17 protein-coding genes are annotated in these 16129 nt (G+C 39.6%); 10 read left to right on the top strand and 7 right to left on the bottom strand.

Annotated elements, in window-relative coordinates:
• Nucleotides 1–39: 39 nt before the first annotated feature.
• Entirely contained in the window at nt 40–1050 is a 1011-nt protein-coding gene (locus tag ACERJO_RS07010) for a FecCD family ABC transporter permease (protein WP_247101706.1), read from the top strand.
• The gene (locus ACERJO_RS07005; RefSeq protein WP_373647041.1) at nt 1047–2057 is read left to right on the top strand and encodes a FecCD family ABC transporter permease; all 1011 of its coding nucleotides are present in this window, start codon (nt 1047–1049) and stop codon (nt 2055–2057) included. Before ACERJO_RS07010 ends, ACERJO_RS07005 begins: the two co-directional genes overlap by 4 nt.
• Before the next feature lie 434 nt (nt 2058–2491).
• Here the strand turns inward: ACERJO_RS07005 and ACERJO_RS07000 are convergent, their stop codons facing one another.
• On the bottom strand, nt 2492–5986 hold the full coding sequence (locus ACERJO_RS07000) for a choice-of-anchor I family protein (RefSeq protein ID WP_373647040.1): 3495 nt from the start codon (nt 5984–5986) through the stop codon (nt 2492–2494).
• A 204-nt stretch (nt 5987–6190) separates the two neighbouring features.
• Here ACERJO_RS07000 and ACERJO_RS06995 point away from each other — a divergent pair, with 204 nt between their 5' ends.
• The 5 genes from ACERJO_RS06995 to nagE all read left to right on the top strand — a co-directional run bounded on the left by ACERJO_RS06995 (nt 6191) and on the right by nagE (nt 11458).
• The gene (locus ACERJO_RS06995; protein ID WP_373647039.1) at nt 6191–7471 is read left to right on the top strand and encodes a phytoene desaturase family protein; all 1281 of its coding nucleotides are present in this window, start codon (nt 6191–6193) and stop codon (nt 7469–7471) included.
• Nucleotides 7468–8349: an RNA polymerase sigma-70 factor gene (locus ACERJO_RS06990; protein WP_373647038.1), complete on the top strand. Its 882-nt coding sequence runs from the start codon at nt 7468–7470 to the stop codon at nt 8347–8349. The genes ACERJO_RS06995 and ACERJO_RS06990 overlap by 4 nt, the downstream gene beginning before the upstream one ends.
• Before the next feature lie 237 nt (nt 8350–8586).
• Nucleotides 8587–9078 (top strand): PTS sugar transporter subunit IIA, encoded by a 492-nt coding sequence (locus ACERJO_RS06985; protein WP_373647037.1) that lies wholly within the window; start codon nt 8587–8589, stop codon nt 9076–9078.
• A 24-nt stretch (nt 9079–9102) separates the two neighbouring features.
• Complete coding sequence (locus ACERJO_RS06980) at nt 9103–9921, top strand: PRD domain-containing protein (RefSeq protein WP_373647036.1); 819 nt, start codon at nt 9103–9105, stop codon at nt 9919–9921.
• An 88-nt stretch (nt 9922–10009) separates the two neighbouring features.
• On the top strand, nt 10010–11458 hold the full coding sequence (nagE, locus tag ACERJO_RS06975; RefSeq protein WP_373647035.1) for an N-acetylglucosamine-specific PTS transporter subunit IIBC: 1449 nt from the start codon (nt 10010–10012) through the stop codon (nt 11456–11458).
• A 65-nt stretch (nt 11459–11523) separates the two neighbouring features.
• Here nagE and ACERJO_RS06970 read toward each other — a convergent pair whose 3' ends face one another.
• The 5 genes from ACERJO_RS06970 to ACERJO_RS06950 all read right to left on the bottom strand — a co-directional run bounded on the left by ACERJO_RS06970 (nt 11524) and on the right by ACERJO_RS06950 (nt 14410).
• Entirely contained in the window at nt 11524–12144 is a 621-nt protein-coding gene (locus tag ACERJO_RS06970; protein WP_373647034.1) for a DJ-1/PfpI family protein, read from the bottom strand.
• 123 nt (nt 12145–12267) lie between these two features.
• On the bottom strand, nt 12268–12738 hold the full coding sequence (locus ACERJO_RS06965) for a hypothetical protein (protein ID WP_373647033.1): 471 nt from the start codon (nt 12736–12738) through the stop codon (nt 12268–12270).
• A 43-nt stretch (nt 12739–12781) separates the two neighbouring features.
• Nucleotides 12782–12910 carry a cyclic lactone autoinducer peptide gene (locus ACERJO_RS06960; RefSeq protein ID WP_247101667.1) on the bottom strand — a complete coding sequence of 43 codons (129 nt, stop codon included), beginning with the start codon at nt 12908–12910 and terminating at the stop codon, nt 12782–12784.
• Nucleotides 12894–13523, bottom strand: a complete 630-nt coding sequence (locus ACERJO_RS06955; protein ID WP_373647032.1) for an accessory gene regulator ArgB-like protein — start codon at nt 13521–13523, stop codon at nt 12894–12896. The genes ACERJO_RS06960 and ACERJO_RS06955 overlap by 17 nt, the downstream gene beginning before the upstream one ends.
• A complete protein-coding gene (locus ACERJO_RS06950; protein WP_247101663.1) occupies nt 13523–14410 on the bottom strand; it encodes a sensor histidine kinase in 888 nt (295 codons plus the stop codon). The genes ACERJO_RS06955 and ACERJO_RS06950 overlap by 1 nt, the downstream gene beginning before the upstream one ends.
• Nucleotides 14411–14546: 136 nt before the next feature.
• On the opposite strand from ACERJO_RS06950, the gene ACERJO_RS06945 reads away from it, so the two are divergent.
• From ACERJO_RS06945 to ACERJO_RS06935, 3 genes are all read left to right on the top strand, one after another.
• A complete protein-coding gene (locus ACERJO_RS06945) occupies nt 14547–14879 on the top strand; it encodes an ArsR/SmtB family transcription factor (RefSeq protein ID WP_247101661.1) in 333 nt (110 codons plus the stop codon).
• Nucleotides 14880–14883: 4 nt separating this feature from the next.
• Nucleotides 14884–15138, top strand: a complete 255-nt coding sequence (locus ACERJO_RS06940) for a hypothetical protein (RefSeq protein ID WP_247101659.1) — start codon at nt 14884–14886, stop codon at nt 15136–15138.
• A 143-nt stretch (nt 15139–15281) separates the two neighbouring features.
• Nucleotides 15282–15371, top strand: coding sequence for a DUF2651 family protein (locus ACERJO_RS06935; protein WP_247103045.1), 90 nt, complete (start codon nt 15282–15284; stop codon nt 15369–15371).
• A 166-nt stretch (nt 15372–15537) separates the two neighbouring features.
• Here the strand turns inward: ACERJO_RS06935 and ACERJO_RS06930 are convergent, their stop codons facing one another.
• Nucleotides 15538–16086 (bottom strand): hypothetical protein, encoded by a 549-nt coding sequence (locus ACERJO_RS06930; protein WP_373647031.1) that lies wholly within the window; start codon nt 16084–16086, stop codon nt 15538–15540.
• Nucleotides 16087–16129 lie beyond the last annotated feature (43 nt).

Here is a 16129-nt window from a genome sequence, read left to right as displayed (position 1 = left end):
ATCCTATCATCGATACTTAAGAGAAAAGAAGCGAGGACTATGACAAATAGAAAGACAGGCATCTTCTCATTTACAACTAAATTCTTATTCAGTCTCCTAATATTTGGTATCACCTTCATATGTGCAATGGTATTAGGAGCGGCCGAAACAACCATTCGCGATGTATGGTTCGCCGTAACGACAAATGAAAAGGATTCGACCTTAATTATGCTTCGTGAAATGCGCTTTCCTCGTGCCACCGCTGCTATGATCGTCGGAGCTGCATTAGCTGTTTCTGGTGCGATTATGCAAGGAATTACCCGAAATCCATTGGCTGATCCTGGTTTGCTCGGTTTATCAGCTGGAGCGAATGTTGCTTTAGCTGTTACGATTGCGTTTATTCCTGCTGCTAACTACTTCGGTGTGATGATTGCCTGCTTTATCGGTGCTGCTATTGGAACGATTATGGTGTTAGGAATTGGTGCGATGAAGCGCGGAGGCTTCTCTCCATTCAGAATTGTTTTAGCTGGCGCTGCCGTTTCTGCATTTTTAACAGCAATCGCTGAAGGAATTGGCCTCTATTTTAAGATAACAAAGGAAGTATCAATGTGGACATCAGGTGGACTTGTAGGGACAACGTGGAGCCAGCTTGAGGCGATCACCCCTTTTGTTTTAATTGGGGTCATCATATCTCTTCTTCTATCGAAGCAGCTGACCATTTTAAGCTTAAATGAAGAGGTTGCTGTCGGTCTCGGTCAACGTACAACTCAAATTAAGGTCGTTCTCTTTATCGTTATCGTCATTCTGGCAGGTGCTGCTGTAGCGCTTGCTGGAAACATGGCCTTTATCGGTTTAATGATCCCTCACATTGTGCGAGCCATCGTAGGAACGGATTATCGCTTCATTTTGCCGATGTCTGTCATTTTTGGGGCTTCATTTATGCTCCTTGCTGACATGGCAGCACGAACAATTAGTGCACCGTATGAAACACCGGTTGCTGCTATTGTATCGATATTAGGTTTACCTTTCTTCCTCTTCATCGTTCGGAAAGGAGGGAAAGCATTCTCATGATTCATCCAGCAGTTATAAAAAGACAACGTCTTCTCATCGGCCTTCTACTATTACTTATTTTCTTAACAGCCTTTGTTGGAATTGGTTTAGGCTATTCCTCTGTCTCATTTAATCGTATTGTTCCAACCATTCTAGGGCACGGAACGTTTAAAGAAGAGTTTGTCTTTTTTTCAATTCGTTTACCGCGAATTATTGTAACGATTTTAGCAGGAATGGCACTCGCATTATCGGGAGCCATCTTACAAGGAATTACTCGTAATGATTTAGCCGACCCTGGAATTATTGGTATTAATTCAGGCGCTGGTGTAGGCGTCGCTGTTTTCTATTTATTCTTTCCGATTGATGCAGCAACCTTCACATATTTATTACCATTAATCGCCTTTATGAGCGCGCTCTTAACAGCCGTCGCCATTTATGCATTTTCCTATAGCCGTCAAACAGGGCTTCGGCCTGTCCGCCTCGTTCTAATTGGAGTTGGATTTTCAATGGCGCTCTCGGGCGTTATGATTGTTTTATTCTCATCGGTTGACCCTTTTAAGGTGGATTTCATTGCTCGCTGGCTTGCAGGAAACATATGGGGAGATGATTGGCCTTTTATTTGGGCGATTCTACCTTGGCTCATTCTATTGATTCCTTTTACATTATATAAAGCGAGTCGTCTCAACATTCTCAGCCTCGGTGAACAGGTAGCCAAAGGCGTCGGTATCTCGCTTGAAAAGGAACGTATCCTATTATTATTAACGGCTGTTGCTCTTGCTGCTTCTGCCGTATCTGTAACTGGTGGTATTGCCTTTATTGGACTTATGGCTCCACATATGGCTAAAGCATTAGTTGGACCACGTAATCAGCTCTTTCTACCAGTTGCTTTATTATTAGGAGGATGGCTTCTCCTTCTAGCCGATACAATAGGTCGGAATCTCATTGACCCTGATGGTCTGCCTGCCGGTATTATCGTAGCCTTAATCGGTGCACCGTATTTTGTTTATTTGCTAGTTAGGAAATCATAGATTAAGAAAAACGAGATTGTGCGAAGCCGTTAATTGGATTTAGCTCATAAATGCGTGTATCAAGCGTGAACGACAGCTTTTGCGAAGCAGCTTGACAGTGCCAACCAACAAAGGCAATCCTCATTCCGCTATTTAAGCTAAATGAGTCCAATAGGGGCCATAAAAGCCAAAATAGAAGAATGAGGAACCGTATAACGACATGAAACAGGGAATGATGGAGGAAATAGAGGAATAAGGAACCGCATTGAGTGCGGAGCCGTTACAACGGATTTAAGTTTTTATGAAAGCAGGATTCTTTCATAAAAACTGTGTAACGCGTGAAGCCAACCACATCTGAGAATTCGCCTACATCTTCATCGATTCTTCCCTAACTGACATCACACGTAAAGAAACGCTCAAAGCCTTTAGTTATAAGACTTTGAGCGTTCCCTTTTTCACGAAATCCGTACTCGACGATAGACCATTAAACCACACACTCCCGTCATAACAAACATCAAGCCTAGTATGAACCAGCTATACATATTTGTTGCTGTATTTGGTAACGACCCTTCTTTCACAGCTTCTAATTGATTATCTTCACTGTACTCTGAAGGACCTTCCCCGCCATCACCAGCAACTGGTATTACTTTTTTCTTTTGATCATCTTTGCTTGTTGAATCTGAGTCCTCTATTGGCTCTTTAGGATCTGGTAGTGGTTTACGATCAAAATCAAAATCCTCCTCTGCCCCTTCTACGATACGCCCTTCTACTGTATCGTAAGGAGCCTGTACCGTACCGATTTGATCTAAATAATCCGTAAAGACATCGTAATCCGGTATGAAGAGCTCCGTCATTCTCCCCTCATCTTGCGCTTGCTTAAACATCGTATAACCATCCCCGCCGTCTGCCGCAAATGCATTAGTCGCAACCGTATAAGTATGATCAAGCTTTATTGGTTCATAGCCCTTTTCCGTTTCGACTTCTACGCGAAATACACGCTGAAACGCTGGTTCATTTCGATCAAAGTAAAAACGTAGCCCTGCCACTTGCAAAAAGCGCCCATGCCCATCCTCAATTGAACTTACACTTAACTCCAACGCTTCCATAATTTCTTCTCCTGTTAATTCAAGTGTGACTAATGTATTGGCATAAGGTAGCACTGTTAGCACATCACCCAAAGTAATACCACCTTCTGCTATGGATGCCCGTATTCCACCGGAATTTTGTAGGGCTATTTGTGCATCAACACTTTCTTTGGCCTTCACTAGCATCCCATCAGCAATCAAATTTCCTAAATTCGTTTCTTGCGTCCGAATATGCTCACGCTCACCATCAAGAAATACAGCGGTTTGTCCAACGACCTTCTGCTTCAATTCCTCAATTGGCTGCTGTAGCTCGGCTAAGCGCTCACGTGCAATTGAATCCTCCTCATACTTAAACTGACCTTCCGCATTTTGCTCATCGACTTTAATCAATGTCCCATTCCATGACTGAAGGACACCTTCCTCATCAAACTCAACGTCTAAACGTCCAAGATATTCTCCGTATTCCTTTGCTTGGACTACAAGCGTCGGTTCAGTATGCTCAAGAAATACGACAGGCTCCTCAAGCAACGTATGACTATGCCCTCCAACGACAATATCAATTCCTTCTACTTGCTTAGCTAATATCTCATCATATCGATAGCCAAGATGCGTCAATGCAATAATTTTATTTACACCTTCATCTTGAAGTCGTTGTACCGTTTCCTCTGCTTTTTTCAAATAATCCTCGAATTTAATATGAGCACCAGGGTTGGCAATGAAAGCTGTATCCTCTGTCGTCAATCCAAAAATCCCCACACGTTCACCATTAAACTCTTTAACTATCGCTGGATAAACTCGGCCTTCTTTTCCTGGGCTTCCTATTTGATCAATAAACAAATCATTAAAGACCGGCTCTCGGCTATAATTAATATTCGCACTTACAAATGGAAATGATGCATTCTTTATAAAATCAGCTAACACTTGTGGTCCCTTGTCAAACTCATGGTTACCAGGAACCATTGCATCATAGCTAGCCATATTCATAAATTCAAGGTCCGCCTGCCCTAGATATTGATTAAAAAATAGCGTCCCCGAAAATACGTCTCCTGCATCAAGCAGCAAGGAATGTTGCACTTCCTCACGAATCGAACGAATCGCTGTAATTCGACGCGGAACTTGATCTAAGTGGGCATGGGTATCATTTGTATGCATAATCGTCAGCTCAAATAGACCATGTTCCTCATCATTGATCGTTGACACTTCATAGATCGACATCGTTCCCGACACTTCATTAGCTGCTAATAATAGCGGTTTGCCTGTTGGGCTATCAGCTTCTTCAACGAACATCAGCCCTTCTGTTCCGAGGTCACCTGCTTGTCCACTCGCTGGGTCCTTCGTGAAATCACGACTATTATAATAGGTCACAAGCTTTGGATCGTGTGGATCGGTCACATTATATACGATAATTCCTCCAACTCTTTCTAAGCCAATAAACGCATAATACTGCTCGTTAATGACCCCAATCTTCACATCCTCAGGCTCTGGCCCCTTATCATCACTACGAGTTTCCCCAGTATTCTCAGTGTGATTCGCATTAAAATGGCTCTCCCTAAGATAATGCAAAACCACACGTTCAAACTCACTTCCACTGTCAAAGACAAGCTCCATTGTACTAGCATCCCAAATGGAAAATGAACGTGCACCAAAGCTGTAAAGCGCTTCGTATTCACCATGCTCATTTTTCCCCATTTCAGAAGTTATACGGAGTCGCCCTAGCTGCTCATCATTAAATACCCCATTTGCCACCATCTCGTCAAGCTCAGCTTGAGAAAAGCCTTGATAATAATCCGCATTTAAAGCAACCTGATGACGAACATTCTTCGCTCTTAATTCTTCAGAAAAACCATCATAGTCACGTGCGTCCCCTTCATTTGCCGTTACAATATAACGTGTCCCATTTCGTTCTAGTAAATCAATACCGTCTGGCTGATACATTCCGAGCACCGGCCAAGACTTAATCGCTACCTCTCCATCTCGATCAGAAGCATCTAACGCATTTTCAAGCAATGAGTGATCTTTAAATCCTAGCCCATGAACATAATCAAATTGCTTCGTTTCTAGGTTCAGTGTCGCAATCGCATTATTTTCTTGTAAGGACACATAGGCGACCTTACTATCAGGTGATACAACGATATATTCAGGTTCAAAATCCTTTGCTGCATCTGCCCCCGGACCAAAGATACGCACCTGTTCATCTATTTGCTCTGCCTTCAACTGACTAAACCCAACTGTCACGACGTGTTCTTCCATTACATGAGGGCCATCTGAAACATCAATAATCGTCACTGAGCCCTCAGGATCAATCGTATATGCATCATTCGGCTCACCTTCATTCGCTACTAAAATCATTTCACCGTTAGGGCTAAATGTCACCATATCGGGTAGCGCTCCTACTTCAACGTGAGTTATCACTTTACCATCAGGATAAGCAAGAACGACTCGTCCATAATCGGTTCTTGGTTCAGCAGGTACACTAAATGCTATGAAATCGCCACTAGGATGAATCGCAACACTCGTAATATCACCAACTTGAAATCCAGCACCCAAATCTAGCTCACTCACTTGAATACGACCTTTCCTTTCCAATAGAAGATTCACATCACCAATAGTAGAAAGATCCACAATATCAATTGCATAATGCGCCCCATTAACAATAAACGCTTGTTTCGTGTAACGATCAAAGGTTACAATCTCTGCTCCACCTTGGTTAAAGCCTGCCCCACTATCATAACGCCCAATAAGCTCCAGCTGTATTTCCTTTGTCGGTGACAGACCTTCATCTAGAGCGACCACTTGAGATGATAATGGATACAGCAACAGCTGTACAACGAGCATACTTGCAAGAAATAAACGTAAATTAGCCACGTTTCTCGTCCTCCTTTTCTCTATTCATCAAGAATTTTAATGGACAAACAATAAGCACATTTAAAATACGTAAAATTCATGTAAAGAATGAACATAGATTCTATATTTTCGTACGACATTTCTTGCATTAGTATGTACAGCTTTGTCACAAAATGTGACCACTCATCGTCATAGAGGGTAAAAGGAACAAAGGAGAGGGTATGTATGGAGAAAAAGCAATGGGATATTATTATTATCGGTGGTGGGTTAGCAGGGTATGTTGCGGCAAACTATTTAGCAAAAGCAAATTTATCAACATTAATTCTGGAAAAGTCAAAGGAAATCGGCGGAAGAGCACGAACCATTAATAAAAAAGGATACCTTTTTAACTTAGGGCCACATGCTCTTTATCGTAAAGGTAAAGCTGCAACTATTCTTGGGGATCTTTCGATTGAGTTAAAGGGGCGTTCACCAGCAGGAGGCGGAACAATCCTATATAACCAAGTCGACTATTTAGCACCTTTTTCGTTTTTAAATGTATTAAGAGGCTCTTTCCTTTCAATAAAAGAACGATTTGACTGGATCAAAGTGGTCACTAGCTTTAACCAAATCAACCAATCAAAAGTCGAAAATCAAACATTTCAGCAATGGGTCGAACAAACCACTGCCTCCCATCGTGTTCAAGCACTTATTTATGCATTGGCAAGGCTTGCTACTTACTGCCATGCTCCAGAGCTAGTCAATGCAAGAGTCGTTCTTTCACATTTATCATTAACATCGGGCGGAACACTTTATTTAGATGGCGGATGGCAGCAAATAATGAATCAACTTCACGACAAGGCTCTTCTCTCCAACAGTATGGTTCAAACAGACACTACTGTTACGAAACTTGAGTTGAATGATCAGCAACAATGGCAGGTCGAAACGAACAATAACGAAACGCATGTCAGTAACTTTGTCCTATACACTGGAGCTCCCGAGCACTTACAGCAAGTGACCAATCAGCAGCTTAACAGCTCCATCCCTCCTATCATTCCGATTAAAGGAGCAGCATATGACATTGCCTTATCTACATTGCCCGATCGACACCAGCTTTTTGCATTAGATTTAACAGATTCGTTATATTATTCCGTCCACTCAACATATGCCAAGCTGGGACATCATAACCATATCGTCCTGCACCTCTTTAAATATCTTCACCCTACAGAAGATAAGAATACACAGAATGTGAAAGAGGAGCTAGAGCAATTTCTAGAAAGGCTCCAGCCTAATTGGAAGCAACACGTTAAGGCGAGCCGGTTTATGCCGAATATCACTGTAAATCAACGTTTACCGCAGTTAGGTGAAGATCACTATTTCAATAATCAGGAAACCGAGCTGCCCCGATTGTATGTAGCGGGAGATTGGGCGGATCCACAGCTCATCTTAGCAGAAGGAGCTATTAATAGCGGAAAAAATGCCGCACTGGAAATTATTGCGAAAAATCAAGGGGGAATGCAACAATGAACATCAGTCAAGAGGAATTTATAAAATATAAACCACTTCTTTTTTCGTTAGGCTACCGTATGCTTGGCTCTGTTACCGATGCTGAGGATCTCGTTCAAGAAACGTTCTTACGGTGCTATCAAATCGACACCGTTCAATCAAATCTAAAGGCTTACCTCTGCAAGGTGATGACAAATTTATGTATCGATCTATTAAAATCATCCCGTTATAACCGTGAGCAATACACCGGTGAATGGAACCCAGAACCTTTACTAGTTAGTCAAGACGAACCTTCCTTTCATGCCATCCAAAAGGAAGGACTGTCCATCGCTTACTTACGAATGATGGAGCATTTAAGTCCTTATGAACGTGCTGTTCTTATATTAAGAGAGGCGTTTCACTTACCTTATCAAGACATTGCAAAAATGATTCATAAACAAGAAGCAAACTGCCGAAAGCTATTTAGTCGAGCGAAAACGAAAATCTCTTCTGTTGAAGCCGAAAGCCTCAGCTACGACCAAAATCGCATCCTTATTGAACGTTTTATTAAAGCCTTTCAAACACAAAACATTGCTGAACTCCTTCAACTGCTCTCAGAAGACGTAACGCTTTATTCAGATGGTGGTGGCATTGTAAAAGCAGCTATACGGCCAATTAAAACCCATTCACATGTGCTCGCCTTTTTTAATGGGATTACCCGAAAGGCAAAGAAAGATTTCCGTGTGTCTATTCACAATCTAAACGAGCAACCGACCATCGTTATTTATATAGATGATACGATCTATAGCGTTATAAGCTTTTATATAAGAGATCAATGCATTAATGAAATGTATATGACAAACAACCCTAACAAGCTCAATCATCTTCAACCCGTTTTAACGATACCAAAAGGAGACTAACCTTATGGAGCAAGCGTGGCATACATTATACAAACAGCTTCAATCCATCTATTGCCTCTCTAAAAAAATTATGTTAAGATACATTTAACAATTACAAAAGACGAATCACATGTGACTGATTCGATCAGGCATGGTGGTAGTTAAAGAAAGATTTTTATGCTCTTTCTTAACATACCCCCATGCCTTTTTTGTATACAAATATCCGCTATCTTTACAGCAAGGAAAGGAGTTTCTATTATGTTAAAAAATTTTTTCAAAAAAATAAAAAAGGTTGAAATACTTTCCCCTATGACTGGAGAACTAGTACCACTAGAAACTGTGCCAGATCCTGTCTTTAGTCAAAAAATGATGGGCGAAGGTGTAGCTATTATTCCACATACCGGTGAGGTTCGATCACCAATTGATGCGGAAGTCCTCCAAGTAGCCCCGACCAAACATGCGATTGGCCTTAAAACCATTGACGGAACAGAAATCCTTATTCATATCGGTCTGGATACCGTACATTTAAAAGGGGAAGGCTTTACTATACATGTAGAGAAAGGGAGGTTTGTGAAAAGAGGCGAGCTTTTAGCAGACGTTGACGTTACCTTATTAAAAGAGCGTGGCAATCATATTATGACACCCGTGATCATCACAAATAACGCAAGTACCAAACATGTATATAAGTTCCACGAAAATAAAAACGTAACAGCAAACGAATCTCTTATCATTTCATATGAATGTACATGAATACAGTGAGAGGAGGTGACTAGCTTGAAAATTAAAAAGATATTAAACAATAACGCAGTTGTTGTTTCAGACCACGGGCAAGAAAAAATCGCAATAGGAGGAGGTATTGCTTACCATAAAAAAAGAAATGACATTATTAAGCCGAATGATGTTGAAAAACTCTTCGTATTAAAGGAAAATGAGAAGCTCCAACAGCTTCTATTGCGTATTCCCGAACAACACTTTATCCTCTCTGAAGATATTATCGATTATGCAGAAAAAGAGCTCGATACAAAGCTAAATGAACATATTTTTCTTGCTTTAACTGATCATTTGTCATTTGCGATTGAGCGAGAGGCACAAGGAATTCATTTAAAAAATAAACTTCTTCAAGAAATAAAAATACTTTACAAAGATGAATTTGCCATTGGAATGTGGGCCATTAAACATATTAAAACGACTATCAACGTAGAAATGCCTGTTGATGAGGCGGCGTTCATCGCACTCCATATTCATACAATGAAAATCCAAGGAGGTGATATGAAACAAACCGTCAGACAAACGGCTATTTTACGCCATATGGTTGATACAATAACACAATTCCTTGAAATCACCATTAATGAGGATGACCTGTCGTATGAGCGATTAATTACCCATCTTCGCTTTGCACTAACTCGCATGAATCAGTATAACACCCATTCAATGGATAACGAGATGCTCACAATCATTAAGAAAAAATTTGCCCATTCTTATCAATGCGCTATTCACGTTCAACAAGAGCTTATTTCCTTACATGGAATCGAATTGCCTGATGAAGAACTCGGTTATATTACACTTCATATTGAAAGATTACAAAAAAAATAACCGATACATGATCTAAAAATAGAACAAATATCGCTTTGTAAGAAAACGCTTTCATTTATATAATTATATGATTTAAGGGGGAATTCTCATGATGAAATATTTACAAAGACTTGGCCGTTCTTTAATGCTTCCTGTTGCCGTTCTACCAGCAGCAGCGATCTTAATGGGTATTGGTTATTGGATTGATCCATCAGGATGGGGAGAAGGAAATGTGATAGCGGCCTTCCTTATTACAGCCGGAAGCTCCATTATTGACAACATTCCAATATTATTCGCTCTCGGTGTCGCTCTAGGGATGGCAAAGGAACGCGACGGCTCAGCTGCGTTAAGTGGTCTCGTTGCCTATCTTGTTATTACCACTTTGCTTTCTCCAAATTCTGTAGGGATGTTAACTGGAGTAGAGCTAGAAAATGTCAACGCTGCTTTTGACAATATTGGCAATGCGTTTATTGGAATATTATCTGGCTTAGTAGCAGCGAACATGTACAATCGCTTCAGCAACGTTCAGCTCCCAGATGCACTTGCCTTTTTCAGCGGAAAACGACTTGTACCTATTATGACATCTGTCTCTATGCTTATCGCTTCTGCGATTTTATTCTTTGTTTGGCCTTTTGTTTATTCTGGACTTGTATCATTCGCTGAAGCCATTAGTACGTTAGGAGCGATCGGTGCTGGATTGTATGGCTTTTTCAATCGCTTATTAATCCCAACCGGCTTACATCATGCCTTAAATTCCGTGTTCTGGTTTGATGTTGCAGGTATAAACGATATCGGAAACTTCTGGGCAGGTACAGGCGAAAGAGGCATAACCGGTATGTATCAAGCGGGTTTCTTTCCAATTATGATGTTTGGATTGCCAGCTGCTGCACTAGCGATGTACCATACTGCTAAATCAAAAAGAAAGAAGCAAGCAGCTTCATTATTACTTGCCGCTGCATTTGCCGCTTTCTTAACAGGAGTAACAGAGCCAATTGAATTTGCCTTTATGTTCTTAGCTCCAGCTCTATATGTCGTTCACGCTGCACTCACAGGATTATCTCTATTTATTGCAGCAACATTCCAATGGACTGCTGGGTTTGGCTTTAGTGCTGGGTTAATTGACTTTGCTTTAAGCTCAAGACTACCACTAGCTAATCAGCCCTATATGTTACTTTTACAAGGTCTCGCATTTTTCATTGTTTATTATGTTTTGTTCCGTTTCTTAATTGTGAAATTTAACTTGAAAACACCAGGACGTGAAGATGAGGACGTTTTAGAAGCTTCGAAAAGTGAATCTACAACTGAAGCCGGACAAACAACCGCCATAATGGCAAAGGAAATCTACGAAGCATTAGGTGGAGACAAAAATGTCTTGTCCGTCGATAACTGTATTACACGTCTCCGACTAGAAGTACGTGAAATGGACAATGTCGATCAAGAACGAATCAAATCAACCGGAGTCCCCGGCATTTATGTCATCGATAAGCACAATATCCAAGTCGTGGTTGGAACAAACGTGCAATTTGTAGCAGATGAAATGATGAACCTGAGAAAGTAAACAGTCAGCAAAGAGGCTTTGTCCGGTGTTAAACCGCCGGGACAAAGTCTTTACTCTTCATTAGCTCAAGAGCATGATAATTCAATTTCATACTCCATTCGTCTCGCTGTTTCAATAGCAGCTTCTTTTCCGTGTAATCGAGAAATAAGATGAAAAGACATATTGATCCCTGCTGAAATCCCTCCGGAAGTGATAAGTGCTCCCTCATCAACAAACTTAACTCCACGTTGGACTGATACAGAAGGGAATTCTTGTTCTAATCGATCGAGATCCATCCAATGGGTTGTTGCTTTCCTTCCATCAAGAATACCGGCTTTAGCAAGTAGGAGCGCACCTGTACAGACGGACGTCATAAACTCTACTTTCGGTTGTTGGTGTTGAATCCATTCAATGACGTTCGGATTATTTATTTCAATCTCTTCAGCGCCATACCCTCCAGGAATAATCACAATATCCAATGCAGGGTGATTAGCAAAACTATAATCTGGTTTCACCTTTAATCCATTTCTCACCGTTACTAATTCACCACTTTCCGAAATGGTTTTTACAACAAACGGCTTTTCATTAGAATGCGGTATAGACGTAATAGAAAAGACTTCAAATGGCCCTGCAAAATCTAATACTTCTACCTCATTAAACAATAATATACCTACTGTACGTTGTGGTATTCTCCTCATCTCTCGCATGCTTTAGCTCATGCTCCTCTCACTCTCAAATATATTCCAACAACATCACCGTTTATTTAAATTAAAAAAACCTACTGAAAAGTAATGAACTCGGTAGGTTGAATCAAAAATATGATCAAGAAATTATCGTCTCACAAAAGCAGGTAATCGAATCGTCCAGTGCAACTTATGTAAGACCCACGCAATGAGCAAAATTGGGATTTGAACCATTGTAAAGCTTGCAGCAATTCGTATCCAAGGATCAGCAAAAAGCTCCTCATAGCTAATTGGGTAAAATTGAATAAAAGAAAAGGTTAAGGTTAATTCAAAAATAACTAAGAATAAATAAGACGTTAATGTAATCATTACACTAATTAATGGGTGGTACCGGAAGATAAGCCATATGAGCAAATAAAAGCTTAATAAACTCAAAAAAGGCTTCAAGGAGTTTTGCATGTATAAACTAAATATAAATACAAAAGCTCCTTGAATCACGGCAAATAGCAAAATTGACTTTAACTTCTCTTTAATCGGTAATCCAAATAAAACAAATGCTACTACTAATAAAACGAACGTTTCAGGTAGTGACATAAATAAATAGCTGTACCATGACATAAAACCGCTCCTTAGAAGACCTTCACATTGGTGCTAAAAAGTATTACTGTTCTTTTTCAGGTGGTTCAGGCTGATAAAGGAGAAAAGCAGAGGCCGAGCTAATCTCTGTCTTAGACACAAACACAATAACACCGACTAGTGACGCAAGTACTACTTTAGCTAACCTTTTCATTTTGAGTCCTCCATTCTATTATATTCTCCACCTTCCTAACAATTTTATAGGAAAGTGGAAGAGTACTACTAAGTTGAAAGAGTAACCCTAACACAGAAGCCCAAACGATTTCAGCATTAATATTAACTAGATTATACATAAGTATAACCCAAATAAACAAGAGAATGAAAGCAAATTGTTGTAATTTTTTTCTCTGTTTTTTAGTACTTTTTTTATAGAAATGATTAGAGGGAGCATATAAATAAATGCAAAGCAATCCAACTATGAACACAATTGAAATGGAAATGAATAAAAATTGTTCATTATATTGAACCATTACTTTAGAAGCAATCAATGAAATCGCTGTCATACTTAGCAAGCCTGCTATAAAGCATCGGAAATACGTCGAGTAATGATACCCACCTGTTGCCATTCGAAAGATAGAGAAGGTAAACAATGTTGCTACCATAGCAGGAACCACCCCTAGGATAAATGCAACCCCCATAAGGCAAATCCACTTCAGCATACCACCTAAAATAATCTCCAATCCATAACGCACGTATTCTATCTCTTGTTGTCGATTCGTATACATGCATAACCTTTTTGCTACATATCTACTTATTTTGGTTATCATCATTTTTCTCCTTTTGGAAAAACTAAATGAAACACAACAATAGATTGTTCACTTTTCATATGGAGCGTTCCCCCATATTTCTTAGTCACCTCCTGAATAATTGATAACCCAAACCCTCGAGGTTGGCTAGAGCCCTTCGTCGAAAACCCTGATTTCAAGAAATCCCCATCTAATTGATGAGCACAAGAATTTCTTACGATAATATCGTAATGATCCATTCCCTCGGCCATTTCAAATGCAATCATTTGTTTATCCTTTATCAATTCAATCGTTGCTTCATATGCATTATCTAGCAAATTACTAACGAGTCGAAGTAAATCCGTCGATGTAAGACGCTTTGTAATCCCCTCACTTGAAATATCGATAGAGAAAGGAACCTTATGCTTTTGATATAATTCCATTTTTGAAAATAAGATGGATGCTAGAACCGCATTTTTAATCGATAATGCTTTATTATTAATCTTCACTTCACCTATGACCTCATTAATATACTTGACAGCGCTTGTATAATTTTCAATTTTTAATAAGCCTGCTACAACCGTTAAGTGATTGTTAAGGTCATGACGATCAGATCGAACAGAAGCCACTAACGCCCGGAACTGCTCTTCGTGAGTGGATTCCGTATATTTGATTTGTTTTGTTTCTTCATTTTTTAATAGTGTTACAACTAGAACAAGAGAACCGATATTTAATACACACATTAATATAAAGTGTATAGGAATTCCATATATCTCCATGAGCTCACCAAAAGCAACCCATGAACCGATTAAAAAAAAGTTCAAAATAACTTGCGCTAAAATAAATACGATTAATATGAATATATGCATAGCCATTTTGTTGATCAAATGTGTTTGGTCTATTGTGGTCATGCACAATATCCAATCCAATCGATACTCCTCCTATTATAGTTAACTTAATTATAACATTTATTTGTAGTTCCTTTTACATTTCAAATGAAAAAGATTTAATTTATCTATTACTTTCCATTGAAAGATAATAGAACCTGTCATAAAATTATTACATATGAGACAAATACATAATGGCGATGAATTACTAAACGTTCTAGAGGCCCTTTCTAATCCTTACCGACTTAAAATCATTTCGATCTTATTCAACAAAAGACCATACGTCAGTCAATTGGCACGAGAGCTAGCCATAAGTAGGCCGTTGCTCTATCTTCATTTGAAAAAATTAGAGGAGGCTGGACTTGTTACAGGGCAACATGAAATAGCAGCAGATGGGAAGACGATGAAATATTATGAATTGAACACTTTTCATATCCCTTTAGATGAACAGTTCATTACACAAATGTCTTGGAGCCTTACAGTAAAGCCGAAAAAAGAAAGAGGTGATTAAATCAGTGGATTCTTCCATTCATTTAGGATCAATTCTTTATCAATTAGTCGCGTTTCTAACCATATTACTACCCCTTGCTCTGTTCATCTTCTTAATCATCTATGTGATACGTATTGTGCGACGCACGGAACGACGTGCTGAAGAACGGTTGAGAATCGACCAAGAAATAACAACATTACAGCAACAGCAAATGAATGCCATTCAAGATATGAACAAGAGACTTGAAGCGATCGAGGACACTCTTAAGCAAGTGGATTAAGAAGGGTTTTAGGTACATGGAGTTTATTTCAGTATTAGTCGTATATCCTATTAGTCTTATTCTAGCTTCTATAATAGGCTACATTCTATCTCATAAGTGGATGCTAATGCCTATACTAACATTTATCGTATTTAACATTTACCATCTTTAATCCTTCATTCTTCGTTTGGGTATTGATTTATACGCTTCTTTCCTTGTTAGTAAGTTTAATGATGAAAAAGGTGAATACATAAACAGGGTTCAACAAACCGTACGCTAACTCAATGAGCAAATACGAAAATAATGTACATGTACACTATGAATACTGTCTTGGCAATTTCGCACCTCCAAGTGTGAACCAACATTCAAATGGAGGTGCTTTTTTGATCAAATTTGTATAGCTCAACACTAATCTGCTCACTACTTTTTCCGGCGTAGGTACACAATTTCTCCTATGAGAAGAGGCGCAATAAAGAATACAGCAAAGACCGCCCCAAATGCAACCCAAGCAAACATTATAACACCTGAATCGTTTACTTGAATCAGTCGTTGATAGACCCAAAATAACGAGACAAGGAAACTTATCATTGCCATACAAAATGGCCATATACGAGAATGGCCATTTGCCACACTAGTATATAAAATTAACATGACCGGGAGAAACAAGCCCAATTCGTAATCACTCAAAATGTATGCACAATAAGACAACGTCGTGATAATTAAAGCAAGAGTAGGTCGTATGTTTTGCCAAAAAAGCGAAACGCATCCTACAAACACCAATACAAACGCCATCCAATCCGTCTCTCTTGTCACTATCCAATGATCAACCGGATTCAAGGGTTCACCCGTTACACTGGCGTAAGTTGCCAACAATTCAATAGCGAGCACGACAAGAATTAATAGCCTATTGAAAGTGTTTGATCGAACAGACTTTGAAACAGTTATACTCACACCATTTTCACTTTTCATCTTTTTCACTCCAGAAATTTTATTTTTGAGTGAGCGCACACTC

Source organism: Halalkalibacter sp. AB-rgal2, from assembly GCF_041821005.1.
Lineage (GTDB): Bacteria > Bacillota > Bacilli > Bacillales > Bacillaceae_D > Halalkalibacter.
Note: the sequence above shows the minus strand (reverse complement) of the source record. Positions and strands in the feature narration are given on the sequence as shown.